Source organism: Hoeflea sp., from assembly GCF_984452065.1.
Genome location: NZ_CFHWAF010000121.1, coordinates 1 through 13,720 on the forward strand (window position 1 = coordinate 1; position 13,720 = coordinate 13,720).

Genomic DNA, 13,720 nt, shown 5'->3' on the forward strand with positions numbered 1-13,720 from the left:
CTTCAGGCCTTCGACCTCGAGATTTCCGGCATCGTCGAAGCTCGGCTCTTCGCGGGTCCACAGATTATAGCAGACGCCGCTGTCGAACCAGCCGAGATATTTCAGCCCCATCTTTTCCTGATGGATCTGATCGATGAGATCGGTACCGCCGTTCTGGCGTGTCTCCACGGCCGTCAGGTTGGATGCGACCATGGCGTCCTTCTCAGGCAGAGCGCCGCCGTAGAACGATCCCGGCGTATAGACCATGTCGACGACACCGTCGCGGACGGCATCGGGCTGCTGGAACATGCCGATGGCTTCCGGGCCGCCGCGCACATCGATCCGCACGACGCCCTTTCCGGCTTCGTTGACCTTGTCGACAAAGGACAGGAAGCTCTTTGTGTAGATCAGGGTTTCGGGGAAGGCGTGGACCGCCGAGATCCTGTCTTCCGCCTGTGCCATCGCGGCAAACAGCGTGGTTCCGGCGACCAGGCCGCCAATCAATATCTTATTCATTCCATTCCTCCGTTGTTCCATTGGTTTATTGGCAATGTCCGGATGTTTGCGTTGCCTCCGTCATCGCCGCTCAATCCGCCGCTGCGGGCTGCGCCCACGGTGCGGATTGCATTCGTGTTTCCCGGAAATCGCGGATATGCGCCGCCTGTTGCCGGGTCAGATCGATATCGTCCCAGCCTTTGATGAGTTTTGTGCGCCAGCCATCGTCCAGGACGAACGGCACAAACGCTTTCCCGATGCCGATCTCCAGCGTCTCCAGATCGATCCGCGCATCGGCCGGTTCGCTGGCAAGCAGTTCAGCAAGCAAAGCCGCGTCCTCTGCCCGGATCCGCGCCGGCAACAGGCCGTTATTGACCGCGTTGCCGGCAAAGATATCGCCGAAGCTCGGCGCGACGACGGCGCGGATCCCCGCATCGACCAGCGCGTAAACGGCCGCTTCGCGCGAGGAACCGCTGCCGAAATTGTGCCCGGCGACGATAACGCTGGCATCGGCGACGCGGTTGAGGGGAAAATCCGGGTGCAACTCGCCTTCATGGTCGCGCCGAAGGTCGTGCAGCAGATAGTCGCCGTAACCCTCGCTGCGCGGCACCGACATGAAGCGCGCCGGGATGAGCTGATCGGTGTCCACATGGTCGATCGGCAAAAGCACGGCCCGGCCCTCATGTGTGCTCCAGCCGGCCATCACGCGGCCCTCCCCATCAACAGGGGGCGCACATCGGCGATGGCACCGGTGACGGCCGCCGCCGCCACCATCGCCGGCGACATCAGATGGGTGCGCGCGCCGCGGCCCTGGCGGCCGCGAAAATTGCGATTGGTCGACGATGCGCAGCGCTTGCCGGCGGCCACATGGTCGCCGTTCATGGCAACGCACATGGAACAGCCCGCCGCGGCCCATTCCAGGCCGGCTTCTGAAAAGATCCGGTCGAGACCTTCCCGCTCCGCCTGCGCCTTGACCATGGCGGAACCGGGCGAAACCAGCCCCGGCACCTTTGCCTTCCGGCCGGCAAGAACCGCTCCCGCGGCGCGCAGGTCCTCGATCCGTCCGTTCGTGCACGATCCGATGAACACCTGGTCGATCGGCGTTCCGGCGATCGGCCGTCCGGCGGAAAGGCCCATATAGTCGAGCGCGCTCTTCGCGGCGTCGGCCTTCCCGGCCGCGAGTTTTGCCGGGTCCGGTATCACCGCGTCGATCGGCACCGCCTGTTCGGGACTGGTGCCCCAGGTGACGGTCGGGGCGATGTCCCCGGCCTTGATGGCGACCTCGCGGGCAAATTCCGCGCCGTCGTCCGAGGCAAGATCGTTCCACGCCTCGACGGCTTTGGCCCACGCATCGCCCTTCGGGGCGAAAGGGCGGTCCTTGATATAGGACAGTGTCGTCTCGTCCGGTGCGATCATGCCGAACCGCGCGCCGCCCTCGATCGACAGGTTGCAAAGGGTCATCCGCCCTTCCATGCTCAGATCCGCAATCGTGCTGCCGGCATATTCCACCGCATGGCCCTGCGCCCCGCCGGTGCCGAGGCTCGCAATCCAGTTGAGCGCGATGTCCTTGGCGGTAACGCCCGGTCCGAGGCTACCGTCGATCGTGATTCGCATCGCCGCCGGTTTTTTCTGCCACACGGTCTGGGTCGCCAGGACATGGGCCACCTCGGTGGCGCCGATGCCGAAGGCGAGGGCGCCGAAGGCGCCATGGGTCGATGTGTGGCTGTCGCCGCAATTGATCAACAGGCCGGGAAGCGTCAGTCCCTGTTCGGGGCCGATCACATGGACGATGCCCTGACGCGGATCGTCGAGGTCTAAGAGCGTCAGGCCGTGCGTGGCGGCATTGTCGCGCAAGGTCTCGATCATATGGGCGATCTGCGGGGCCAGCCGGCCGTCCCGGTCGCGGGTCGGCGCATAGTGATCGACGACGCAGAACGTCAGGGCGGGCTCGGCCACCCTTTCACCGCGTCCGGCGAGTTTGGCAAAGGCGTGATGGGAGCCTTCATGCACCAGATGACGGTCGACCCAGAGCAGCGACGTGCCGTCGGCCCGGCGCAGTATCTCGTTCCCGGACCAGATCTTGTCGAGAAGGGTCGCGGGCGCGTTCATGTGCCGCCGCCGTCATTTTGGCCGATGGCCGGCTCCCAATGGCGCGCGCCGCCGCTGCCCACCCGCGTCAACGACATGTCGAGCCGGAACATGTCGGGGCGGTAGAGGGCAGAGAGATATTCCACGCCGTTGCCGTCCATATCGCACACGACACGCTTGAGCGACAGCAGCGCCGAACCCACCGCGACGCCGAGCGCCTCGGCGACATCGGGACCGGCAAGGGTGGCCGACACGGACTGCTGCGCGTCCTTGATCTGGACGCCGCTGCGCTCAAGCAGCTTGAAAAGCGGCGTGGTCGCCAGATCGTCCTCGGAATAGTTCTGGGCAATCGATGCCGGAACATAGGTGGTCAGATGCGAGAACGGGACCTCGTCCGCGATACGGATGCGCGTTGCGATCTGAACCTTGTCGCTCCTGCCGATATCCATTGCCTTTGCGACGATTTCCGGCGCGGGACCGTAGGAAAAAGACAGGAGCCGCGCGGTCGTGCTCTGCCCCATCTCGGCGAGCTGCGGCATCAGCGTCGTAAAATCCATCGCCACCGGCTTTTCGTGCGCATCGGCCTTGCTGACGGTCGAGCCGCTGCCGGCGCGGCGCACGATCAGGCCGGTATCGGCCAGCACGTCGAGCGCGCGGCGCACGGTGACGCGCGACACGCCGAAACTTTCGGCAAGGCGCTGCTCTCCGGGAAGGTTCTCGCCGACGCCAAGCCGGCCGTCGGCAATCTGATCGCGCAGGGACAGGTAAACGCGGCGCGCCTTGGCGCCTTCAGGAAGCATTGTGGTTCCGCGTCTGTCCATGGGCCTGAATTCCTCAAATTCTCCGCTATATGGTAGATCGGCTTTTCAGAAAATCAAGCTAATGTATTTTATGAATCAAAATTTTGGTATTAACAAATGCATATGAAATGTATTATCTATAATACAGATTGAGTGCGGGAGGATGCGTTGCCGATTGTCGAGTTGCATGTTCTGGAGGGATACGGGCCGGATGAAAAACGCCGGCTGGGAGAGGCGCTGACGGACGCGGTGCGCCTCGTGGTGCCGGCCGTGCCCGAGGCGGTCACCGTCGTGATCCATGAGATGCAAGCCGACAATTACATGCGCGGACGAAGCCGCCGGAGCCCGGCACCGGCACTCCCCGACCCGTGCGAACTGATCCTTACCTATCTTGAAGCAATGGAGCGCCGGGAAATCGATGATGCGAAGGCGCTCCTGGATGAAAGCTTCACCATGGTTTTTCCCGGAACCGGCCCGATGACGCGGCTGGAGGAGTTGCTGGAATGGGCAGCACCGCGCTATCGCTTTGTCAGGAAGGACTATGAAGGTTTCGATGCCGTGCAGACCGAAGGCGCCGCGACCGTCGTCTATTGCCGCGGAACGCTCTCGGGCGAATGGACCGACGGCACGGCATTTGCCGGCATCCGCTTTCTGGACAGGTTCGAGATTGTCGCCGGCAGGATCACCCGGCAGGATGTCTGGAACGACATTGCCGAAACGAAGGCGCAAGGATGACCGACATCGATCCCATCACACTTTCGGTCCTCGCCGGCCGCATGGAGCAGATCGCCGATGAGATGGACGCGACGCTGTTTCGCGCCGCCTTCAATCCCATCATCGCCGAGGCCCATGATGCGAGCCACGGACTGTACCACGCGCAAAGCGGCGACACGCTGGTGCAGGGCAAGTCCGGCCTGCCGATCTTCGTCGGCGTCATGTCCTTCGCCGTCAAGGCCGTGATCGAGAAGGCGGCCGCCGACGGCGACCTCTCGGACGGCGATATCTATATCTTCAACGATGCGCATATCGGCGGCACCCATCTGAGCGATATGCGGCTGGTGCGTCCCTATTTCCGCGACGGCGAGCTGTTCTGCTATCTCGCCTCCGTCGGCCACTGGCACGATGTCGGCGGGGCGGTGCCCGGCAATTACAATCCCGCCGCCACCGAGGTGTTCCAGGAAGCGTTTGTCCTGCCGCCGGTCAAGCTGGCGCGCGGTGGAGAGGTCAATCAGGACATCATCGACATTCTGCTGCGCAACACGCGCCTGCCGCAATCGGCCATGGGAGACCTCAATGGCCAGATGGGCGCGCTTGATCTCGGCATAAGGCGCATGGATGAACTGCTGGACGAATATGGCGCGGAGACCGTGCGCGCCGCGCTCGATGCGCTGGGTCACCGGGCCGAGGCGCTGATGCGCTCCGAGCTTGAGGCGCTGCCGAACGGCCGCTGGGAGGCCGAGGATTTTCTCGACAATGACGGGATCACCGACGAGCCGCTGGCCATCCGTGTCGCTCTGGAAATTAAGGGCGACCGGATGATTCTCGATTTTGAAGGTTCGGCCCCGCAATGCGCCGGCCCGGTCAACATCGCCTTGCCCACGACCGTTGCAACGGCCTATGTGGCGATCAAGCACATCTTTCCGGCGCTTCCCGCAAATGCCGGCGTCATGCGCCCCATCGAGGTCAAGGTGCCGGAGGATTCGCTCCTTGCCGCCCAATTCCCGGCGCCGACCGGCGGTTACACCGAAACCATCCTGCGCATGATCGATGTCGTCTTCTCCGCCTTTGCAAAGGCCGCGCCGGACCGGGTGGTCGCCAATGCCTATGGAACGATCAATGCGCTGTCGATCGCCGGCAAGCGCAGCAACGGCCAGCCCTGGGTCATGTTCAGCTTCTATGGCGGTGGGCATGGCGGCTCGCCCGAAACCGACGGCCTCAATCACGGCAATGCGCCGATTTCCACGGCGACGATCCCGCCGATGGAGATCCTGGAGGCGGCTTACCCTGTCATGTTCCGCAAATGGGCGTTGCGCGCCGACAGCGCCGGCGCCGGCGCCAATCGCGGCGGCATGGGCGCGGTCTACGAAATCGAGGTGCTTGAGGAAAACGGCGCCGAGGCCTTTCTTTTCGGCGAGCGCGGGCGTTTTGCCCCGAAGGGCATCGCCGAGGGTCAGGACGCGGCGTTGAATGTCTTTTCCTATGAACAGGACGACGGCTGGCGGCAACCGCCGCTCGCCTCCAAGATACGCGGCATTCGCCTCAGGCAGGGTCAGGCGGTGCGCCTGGAAACGCCGGGCGGTGGCGGTTATGGACATGCCAAGGACCGGCAGGCCGCCGATGTCGCGCTTGATGTCGCGCGGGGTCTCGTCAGCCCCGATCAGGCGGACCGGCTTTACGGCGACGCGTGGCGGGAGGTCCCGGTATGAGCGGGCGCATGATCGGCGTCGATGTCGGCGGCACATTCACCGACGTCTTTGTCCTCAACGAGGCGGCAGGCACCGCCAGCGTCGCCAAGGTCCCGACCACACGACCGGACCAGTCCGGCGGGTTTCTCGACGGGATCGGGCAGGAGGTTGAGGACCTTTCCGAGATTTCCGTCGTGGTTCACGGCACGACGGCCGGCACCAACGCGCTGCTCGAGCGCAAGGGCGCAAAGACCGGCGTGATCTGCACCGAGGGCCTGCGTGACGTCCTTGAGATGCGTCGCCGCGACCGACCGCGCACCTGGGGGCTGAGGGGCGATTTTGAACCCGTCGTCGACCGGCGCGACCGGCTGGAAGTGCCCGAGCGCACGCTTGCCGACGGAACGATCCGAACGCCGGTCGATATCGATGCGGTCCGGGTTGCCGCCGCGAGGCTTCTGGAACAGGGATGCGCGGCCGTTTCCGTTCTCTTTGCCAATGCCTATGCAAATCCGCAAAACGAAGCCGAAGCGGTGGCGGCCGTGCGCGAAATCTGGCCCAATCCGCATGTCTCCGCATCGTCGGAAATCCTGCCTGAAATCCGCGAGTTCGAGCGCTTCTCCACCACCGCGCTCAATGCCTATCTTCAGCCCGAGGTGTCGGGTTATCTCGGTCGGCTCGAGGCGGCTTTGAAATCCGGCGGGTTCGACGGCGAATTCATGATCGTGCAGTCGAACGGCGGTGTCATGGCGGTGGAGACGGCCTGCCGCCTTCCGGTCCGCACGGCGCTGTCGGGGCCCGCTGCGGGTGTCATTGCGGCCGGATACATCGCCTCGTCGGCGGGTTTCGACAATGTCATCACCGGCGATATGGGCGGAACCAGTTTCGACGTCTCGCTGATTGCCGGGGGCCAGTCCATGCTCTCGCCGCAGACCTCGATCGATTTCGGCATGGTGGTGCGCGCGCCGATGATCGAGATCACGACGATCGGCGCCGGCGGCGGCTCCATCGCCTGGGTCGACAAGGGCGGCCTTCTGAACATCGGGCCGGAAAGCGCCGGCTCCGACCCGGGGCCGGTGGCCTATGGCCTGGGCAATGATCGTCCCACCGTCACCGATGCCAATGTCGTCCTCGGCCGTATCGATCCGGACAATCCGATCGGCGGCAAGCTGGAGCGGCTGGATGTGGAAGCGGCGGCGCGCGCCATCGATACGCATGTCGGCAAACCGTTGAACCTCGACACGCTGGATGCCGCCGAGGCAATCCTGCGCGTCGCCAACTCCCGCATGGCTGGGGCGATCCGCCTCGTCAGCATCGAGCGGGGCTTCGATCCCAAACGCTTCGCATTCATGCCTTTCGGCGGCGGCGGCGCGCTTCATGCCAGCGCCATGCTCAGCGAGGTCGGCATCGCGCGCGCCATCGTGCCGCGCTATCCCGGTGTCACCTCGGCCATGGGCTGCGTGATTGCCGATATGCGGCAGGATTTCGTTCAGACGATCAACACGCTCGTCGCCAATCTGGACGAGGCGGCTTTGGGTGCGTTCATGCAATCCCACACGGATCAGGGCATGGCGTCGCTTGATGCGGCGCGCACGAATTTCGAAGCCCGCAAGGTCGGTTTCGAACTCGACATGGCCTATGTCGGCCAGACCCACACCGTTTCCGTTCCCATCGCGGTGAAAACCGACGGACATGTTGTGACCGCGCCGACCAGAAAAGAGATTGAAGCCGCATTCGACCGGGCCTATGAGGCGACGTTCGGACGGCTTCTGAAAAACGGCGTTCGCCGCATCCTCAACCTGCGCAGCGCGGTAACCGGCATAAGGCCGAAATTCGACCTTGAAACACTGGCGCCCGGCAATGCCGGCCCGGTTGAACCGAAAACCACCCGCCGCGTGCACTTTGGCGACAGCTGGCACGACACAGCGATTTACGGCCGGCTTGCCCTGCCGGTCGGTACGGTGATCGACGGACCGGCGATCCTCGAACAGCCCGATACGACCGTCCTGATCGAGCCCGGGCTTCGCGGGCGCGTCGACCGCTTCGGCAATACGATAATCGAGACTTTGGAGGCCTCCGCATGAGTGACCTGAACAGCTGGAGGCCGGAGCGCACCGCGCTTCTGACGATCGATCTTCAGAACGATTTTCTCCATCCTGAGGGCGCCTATGGCCGCGCGAACCAGACGGCCGACAGCATTCTGGCGCTGCCCGAGCGCATCACGCCGATTGCAAAGGTGCTTCGCGCCAAAGGCGGCACCTATATTTCAGCGCAGTTCACCCTGGTGCCCGACGCCAGCGGCGAACCGCTGATCGCGCCGCATCTCAAGGAACTTCGTCCGTTTCTGGGAAAGGGCGATTTTGCGCCCGGCGGTTTTGGTCACACGCTGGTCGATGAACTCCAGCCGGCCGATTTTGTGATCGAAAAGATTGCCTATTCCGCTTTCTACCAGACGCGGCTGGAATACATCATGCGCGCAAAGGGCCTTGAAACCCTGATCGTCGGCGGCATCGTCACCAATGGCGGCGTCGCCTCGACCTTGCGGGACGCGCATCTGCGCAACATTGACACCGTGATGCTGACGGATGGCTGCGCCGCTTTCTCTGACGCGGTCCACGACGCAACCGTCACGTCGCTCGCAACGGTCACCGGGCAGATGTCCTGTGGCGACGTGCTTGAATGGCTGGAGGGCGGCAAATGAGCATCAAGGCCCGCATCGCGGCAAGGGAAATTCTCGTGGCGCCCGGCGTCTATGACGGGCTGACCGCATCGCTGGCCGAGGCGGCCGGCTTTGAGGCGCTCTATCTGAGCGGCGCCGCCGTCGCCTATACGCGGCTCGGGCGTCCGGATATCGGTCTGACCTCGGTCACCGAGATGGCCGAGACGATGACGCTGATCTCGGACCGCACGGATCTGCCGGTCATCATCGACGCGGACACCGGATTCGGCAATGCGCTCAACGCCCAGCGCACCATGCGCCTCTACGAGCGGGCAGGGGCATCCGCCCTGCAGATCGAGGACCAGACCTATCCGAAACGCTGCGGGCATCTGGCCGACAAATCCCTGATCCCCGCCGCCGAGATGGCCGGCAAGGTTCGGGCGATGGCCGATGCGCGGCACTCCGACGAGACGCTCATTATCGCCCGCACCGACGCCGTTGCCGTCGAGGGCCTTCAGGCCGCGATCGATCGGGCCGAAACCTATCTCGAAGCCGGTGCCGACGTGCTCTTCATCGAGGCGCCGCAATCGCGCGATCAGATGAACGAGATCACGACGCACTTCGTCGGGCGCGTGCCGCTTCTGGCGAATATGGTCGAGGGCGGTGCAACGCCGATCAGCAGTGCAAAGGATCTGCAGGATCAGGGCTTTTCCATCGTGATTTTCCCGGGCGGCATCGTCCGCGCCGTCGCACATACCGCGCAGGCCTATTACCGCAGCCTTGGCGAGCATGGCAGCAACCGCCCCTTTGCCGATCGCATGTTCGATTTTCCGGGGCTGAACGAAGTCATCGGAACCGAGGACATGCTCGCCAGGGGCAAGGCCTACGATGCCGAGTAACCGGACGGCGCCGCCGCCCGAAGGTTTTGACCTGGAGTGCGAGACGCTGATCATCGGGGCGGGCGCCTGCGGGCTCGTGGCGGCGTTGTCCTCAAAGGAAGCCGGACATGACGTGCTGGTTGTCGAAGCCGATGCGGTGCCGAGCGGCTCGACCGCGCTCTCCGCCGGTCTTATCCCGGCTGCCGGGACCAGGGCACAGATTGCGGCCGGCATTGACGACAGTCCGGCGCTGTTCGGACAGGATATTCAGGCCAAGGCCGACGGCGAGAACGAAGAAGCGCTGGTCGACGCGCTGACGCAAAACGCGCCGAAGGTTGTCGACTGGCTCGCCGAAATCCACGGCCTGCCGTTTTCCGTGGTCGCGAATTTCGATTATCCCGGCCACAGCCGCCGCCGCATGCACGGTCTGCCGACCCGCTCGGGCGCGGAACTTATCGATGCGCTGAGAGCGGCCTGCGAAACAGCCGGTATCGATATCGTCTGCGAACGGCGCGCCGAGGTGCTGTTCCATGATGGCAGAACCGTTTCCGGTGTTCTGGTCGTCAGGCCGGACGGCATCGGCGAAACGATCGGCTGCGGCCGGCTCATCCTTGCCTGCAACGGCTTCGGCGGCAATCGCGAGCTGGTCGGCGAGCACATGCCCGATATCCAGGGCGGGTTGTGGTTCGGTCATGACGGCAACCGCGGCGAGGCCGTGTTGTGGGACCGGGAGCTGGGTGCCGATTTGCGGCATCTGGGCGCCTATCAGGGCCACGGCAATGTGGCGCATCCCCATGGCGTCTTGATCACCTGGGCGGTGATCACCGAGGGCGGTGTGCAGGTCAACAAGGACGGGCAGCGTTTCTGGAACGAGGCGCAGGGCTATTCCGAGGCGGCAAGGGCCGTGCTTGCTCAGCCGGGCGGTGAAGCCTTCGCGATCTTCGATGCGCGGATTGCCGATATCGCCCGCCAGTTTGAGGACTTCAAGCGGGCCGAGGCGGCCGGGGCCGTAAAGACCGGTGATACGCTTGAAGCTCTTGCCGCCGGCCTCGGATTGCCGGCTGAAAACCTGGCCCGCACGATTGCGGATATCCCCGCTGAAGGCAACGATGCGTTCGGCCGCAGCTTCGCCGACCGCGCTCTTGAAGCGCCCTATTGCGGGGTCCGCGTCACCGGTGCCCTGTTTCACACCCAGGGCGGTCTGAGGACCGACGGGGAAGGCCGCGTGCTGGACACGGACGGCATTGCGTTTCCCAACCTCCTTGCCGCCGGCGGCGCGGCCTGCGGGGTCTCCGGCAAAGGCGACAGCGGCTATCTCTCCGGCAACGGGCTGCTCAGCGCCGTGGTTCTTGGCTGGCTGGCCGGCAGGGCGCGGTAGCCGCCGCTACCGCAACGGGCGGGAAAAGATCAGCTTCAGCGCGGCCGGACCCGCACCACGGCCCGCATCGGCAGGCAGAAGCGTTTAGGCTCCGCTCAACCGCCGCTCCCCGTTTCGACAAAGCCCTTGCCGCTTTTCTTTTCAAACGCCTCGCGCCAGCTTGCCGAGAGCGCGGGAAGCGTGGTCAGCGCCTTTGCTTCTTCAGCCGCAAGCTCCGGATCGAAGCGCGCTGTTATAAGCCGTTTCAGTGTCCATTCAGGATGCTGGCGCTCCACCAGCATCATGTCGTCCCCGGCTTCGACCGTGCCGGTCTCGATAACACGGTAATACCAGCCTGTCCGTCCGGTTTTTTGAAACCGCGGCGCCATCGAAGGTATGCCTGTGTGCTCGTTGAGCTTCCAGCAGGGCTGGCGGCCCTGGCAGATCTGGACCCTGGCAGTGCCCATCGACAGCACATCGCCCAGGCACAGATTTTCTTCATTCAGGCCGGTGGTCGAGACGTTCTCGCCGAAACAGCCGGGCACGAACGGGAAGTCCTCATCGGGATAGGTATCGCGCCAGAAGCCCATATGTTCCGAAGCATAATGGTGAACGGCCTTTTCCGGGCCGCCATGAACGGCAGGGTCGGCTTGCCGGTCGCCGCTGAACCCGGTTGCGCCAAGGTCCAGCGGCCCCTCGACGGGGTCTTTTCCTATGGCCGAAGGCGGCCGGCCGGGCCATCGGTCTTTGGGTGTTCCGATAAAAAGGGACAGGATTTTGCCCGATGGCTCGGAAGAACTGGACACTTTATGCGGCCTCGCTTCATTCTTGATTGATCTTTGTGTGGACGCCGACATTGAGATCACGCCGCTGTCCTGCCTTCAAGGAAAAAAACGGACCGCCCATATGGGCGGCGCGCTGCGAAAGCATCAGCCCTTCATAAGGCAGGCCAGTCCTGCATCGCCGGCGCGCGCAGCAAAAGGCGCTCGCTCTCAAGTGTCGGTATCATTGGCTTCTTCCTTCAGGTGCGGACGGGTCGATGGGCGTCACTCTCCCCCTTTTACGCCCTGCGCTATCGTAGTTCTACGGGAAGACAGCCCGGCCGGCCTTTGCTACTTGTGTTAAAAATCCGGGAGGTGTTGGAAAAATGACTGAAGTGGAATGGGCGCGCCTCAAGGCGCATGAATTGCGGGCAATGGCCGAACGGAAGCCTGTCGTCATCCTGCCGGTCGCATCGATCGAGCAGCACGGCCCGCACCTGCCGGTCATGACCGATACGCGCATCGGTCACGAGGTGGCGGTCCGCGCCGCGCGCAAGGCCTATGCGAAACGTCCGACACTGGTAACGCCGGTTGTCTGGCATGGCCTTTCCGAACATCACATGCCGTTCGGCGGAACGCTGACCCTCAGTCACGAGACCTTTCGCCTTGTCCTGCGCGATCTCGTCATATCCTTGAGCCGCCACGGCTTCCGGGACATTCTGATCTCCAACTCCCACGGCGGCAACATCATGGCGATGCAGCAATTCTGCGATGAATATGCACCGCAGCTCGACGTCACCCTTGTCGCGACCACCTACGCCTATGAGGCTGCGGAGGCGATTGCCGAACTGCTTGAAGATCAGCCCAATCTGCAGCACGCCTGTGAGGGCGAAACATCGGCCATGATGGCGCTGGAGCCCGACCTCGTCGACACCGCGGACCTGTCCGGCATCGGCACGAAGGTCGATCTGAAATTCCTCGCGGCCGGAAAGCACTCCTACCGTTGGCGGCCGTTTGCCCACCAGACCGGCGACGGCGTTGCCGGACTCCCTGCCAGGGCGACCGCCGCCAAGGGCGAAGCGTTGCTGGAGGCGTCCGCCGATGCTCTCGCGGCGATGATCGCAGACCCCGACACCTGGGCACCGCCCGCCGACAATCGCGGCGAGGGGACAGCCGGTGTCGCCTTTCGCGACCGCTGACGCGTGGTATCAAAGCGGCTGCGGGTAATAGCGGTGGCCGGGGCGCTGATCCCGGCATCTGACATCAATGACACCTATGTCGTAGCGGATGTGACTGGACATGTGACGAGCATCGATTTGCGCTGTCTTTCTGCGTCCTGGATCCGGTTCCCTTTACCGATACTTGGCGGCGGTGATGAATTCGCCGAAGGTTTCACACCAGATGAGAACGGTTGTATATTGAGTAATATCAATATCTTCCGGCACATCGATGAGAAAACCCTCAAAGCTCTTAACGTCGCTGATGAGCGCCGATCCGTCCTTGACCGGCAGGAACTCGTCCTCATGTTCCACAAACCGATCGACAAGATAGACCTTGTAATCGGGCCCCGGCGCCAGCCGGCCCTCATGGATGATCTGTTTTGGCGTCAGGCTGATTTTGCCCTCGCCCCAATGGAGAAAATCGCTGCCCCGCAAATCGCGGGTAAACTCGGCCGAGAACTGCGCCGCCTGCGCCCGTTCTTCAAGCACGGCCGCATCGGGTGATGGCGGCGCCGTGATGATCGGCAGAAGATAGATGCCGAGTGCAAAGCCGATGGCCAGCACCGCGCCATGGGAAATTAGCAGCAGAATAAAACGACGCATTCAGATGCCCTCCATCCAGTCGGCGGCGACCCCGGCGACGTTCTCCCAGCCCGGCTCCATGAACAGGAAATGCGCATGGTTCTCGGCCAGATGATAGGTGCCGTTGGCGCCATAGGCTTCGGCGATGCGTTTGCCGACCGCCGGACGCACGGCGCGGTCTTCGGCGCCGCACAGGACGAGCACGGGGCAGGTGACCTTGTCGAAGTCGACCGCCACCGCGCGGTGGTCATCGAACATCCAGAAGAACATCTCGAACATCACCCGGCCGGATTCGGGTCCGAGCCTGTCGAATGTTTCGCGCTGGGTTTTTTCGTCCAGCTTGTTCCAGGCAAAGGGCGCCATGAGGTCGAACTCGACGCGGACCGGTGTTTTCCAGAACGGGCCCTGTTCCATGAAGGCGCGGGCGATGGCCCGCTCGTCGTCGGTTTCCGGCAGCATGCCCCAGCTTGCATTGGGATTGATCAGCACCAGCCCGCGC

Annotated in this window: 14 protein-coding genes; 7 read left to right on the forward strand and 7 right to left on the reverse strand. The window is 63.7% G+C overall.

Annotated features, from left to right (window positions below; translation table 11 throughout):
* The 4 genes from AC5E6N_RS18840 to AC5E6N_RS18855 form a co-directional block, all read right to left on the reverse strand.
* Window positions 1-495: type 2 periplasmic-binding domain-containing protein (locus AC5E6N_RS18840; RefSeq protein ID WP_491749259.1), on the reverse strand; the 495-nt coding region annotated here is incomplete at its 3' end.
* A 70-nt stretch (window positions 496-565) separates the two neighbouring features.
* Window positions 566-1,177, reverse strand: a complete 612-nt coding sequence (gene leuD / locus AC5E6N_RS18845; protein WP_491749260.1) for a 3-isopropylmalate dehydratase small subunit — start codon at window positions 1,175-1,177, stop codon at window positions 566-568.
* A complete protein-coding gene (gene leuC, locus AC5E6N_RS18850) occupies window positions 1,177-2,583 on the reverse strand; it encodes a 3-isopropylmalate dehydratase large subunit (RefSeq protein WP_491749261.1) in 1,407 nt (468 codons plus the stop codon). Before leuC ends, leuD begins: the two co-directional genes overlap by 1 nt.
* Window positions 2,580-3,383, reverse strand: coding sequence for a GntR family transcriptional regulator (locus AC5E6N_RS18855; RefSeq protein WP_491749262.1), 804 nt, complete (start codon window positions 3,381-3,383; stop codon window positions 2,580-2,582). The genes leuC and AC5E6N_RS18855 overlap by 4 nt, the downstream gene beginning before the upstream one ends.
* Before the next feature lie 147 nt (window positions 3,384-3,530).
* On the opposite strand from AC5E6N_RS18855, the gene AC5E6N_RS18860 reads away from it, so the two are divergent.
* The 6 genes from AC5E6N_RS18860 to AC5E6N_RS18885 are packed head-to-tail and all read left to right on the forward strand — an operon-like array spanning window position 3,531 to window position 10,679.
* Complete coding sequence (locus AC5E6N_RS18860) at window positions 3,531-4,097, forward strand: tautomerase family protein (RefSeq protein ID WP_491749263.1); 567 nt, start codon at window positions 3,531-3,533, stop codon at window positions 4,095-4,097.
* On the forward strand, window positions 4,094-5,788 hold the full coding sequence (locus AC5E6N_RS18865; RefSeq protein WP_491749264.1) for a hydantoinase B/oxoprolinase family protein: 1,695 nt from the start codon (window positions 4,094-4,096) through the stop codon (window positions 5,786-5,788). Before AC5E6N_RS18860 ends, AC5E6N_RS18865 begins: the two co-directional genes overlap by 4 nt.
* Complete coding sequence (locus AC5E6N_RS18870) at window positions 5,785-7,848, forward strand: hydantoinase/oxoprolinase family protein (protein WP_491749265.1); 2,064 nt, start codon at window positions 5,785-5,787, stop codon at window positions 7,846-7,848. The genes AC5E6N_RS18865 and AC5E6N_RS18870 overlap by 4 nt, the downstream gene beginning before the upstream one ends.
* On the forward strand, window positions 7,845-8,465 hold the full coding sequence (locus tag AC5E6N_RS18875; RefSeq protein WP_491749266.1) for a cysteine hydrolase family protein: 621 nt from the start codon (window positions 7,845-7,847) through the stop codon (window positions 8,463-8,465). Before AC5E6N_RS18870 ends, AC5E6N_RS18875 begins: the two co-directional genes overlap by 4 nt.
* On the forward strand, window positions 8,462-9,322 hold the full coding sequence (locus AC5E6N_RS18880) for an isocitrate lyase/PEP mutase family protein (protein ID WP_491749267.1): 861 nt from the start codon (window positions 8,462-8,464) through the stop codon (window positions 9,320-9,322). The genes AC5E6N_RS18875 and AC5E6N_RS18880 overlap by 4 nt, the downstream gene beginning before the upstream one ends.
* Window positions 9,312-10,679, forward strand: a complete 1,368-nt coding sequence (locus AC5E6N_RS18885) for an FAD-dependent oxidoreductase (protein ID WP_491749268.1) — start codon at window positions 9,312-9,314, stop codon at window positions 10,677-10,679. Before AC5E6N_RS18880 ends, AC5E6N_RS18885 begins: the two co-directional genes overlap by 11 nt.
* 95 nt (window positions 10,680-10,774) lie before the next feature.
* On the opposite strand, the gene AC5E6N_RS18890 is transcribed toward AC5E6N_RS18885, so the two are convergent.
* The gene (locus AC5E6N_RS18890) at window positions 10,775-11,464 is read right to left on the reverse strand and encodes an MOSC domain-containing protein (RefSeq protein WP_491749269.1); all 690 of its coding nucleotides are present in this window, start codon (window positions 11,462-11,464) and stop codon (window positions 10,775-10,777) included.
* A gap of 341 nt (window positions 11,465-11,805) precedes the next feature.
* Between AC5E6N_RS18890 and AC5E6N_RS18895 the strand changes: the two genes are divergently transcribed.
* Window positions 11,806-12,618 carry a creatininase family protein gene (locus tag AC5E6N_RS18895; RefSeq protein ID WP_491749270.1) on the forward strand — a complete coding sequence of 271 codons (813 nt, stop codon included), beginning with the start codon at window positions 11,806-11,808 and terminating at the stop codon, window positions 12,616-12,618.
* Window positions 12,619-12,771: 153 nt separating this feature from the next.
* On the opposite strand, the gene AC5E6N_RS18900 is transcribed toward AC5E6N_RS18895, so the two are convergent.
* Together AC5E6N_RS18900 and AC5E6N_RS18905 are read right to left on the reverse strand one after the other, a co-directional pair.
* Window positions 12,772-13,242: a DM13 domain-containing protein gene (locus AC5E6N_RS18900; RefSeq protein WP_491749271.1), complete on the reverse strand. Its 471-nt coding sequence runs from the start codon at window positions 13,240-13,242 to the stop codon at window positions 12,772-12,774.
* Window positions 13,243-13,720 (reverse strand): alpha/beta hydrolase (locus AC5E6N_RS18905; RefSeq protein ID WP_491749272.1); only part of this gene is annotated, 478 nt, incomplete at its 5' end.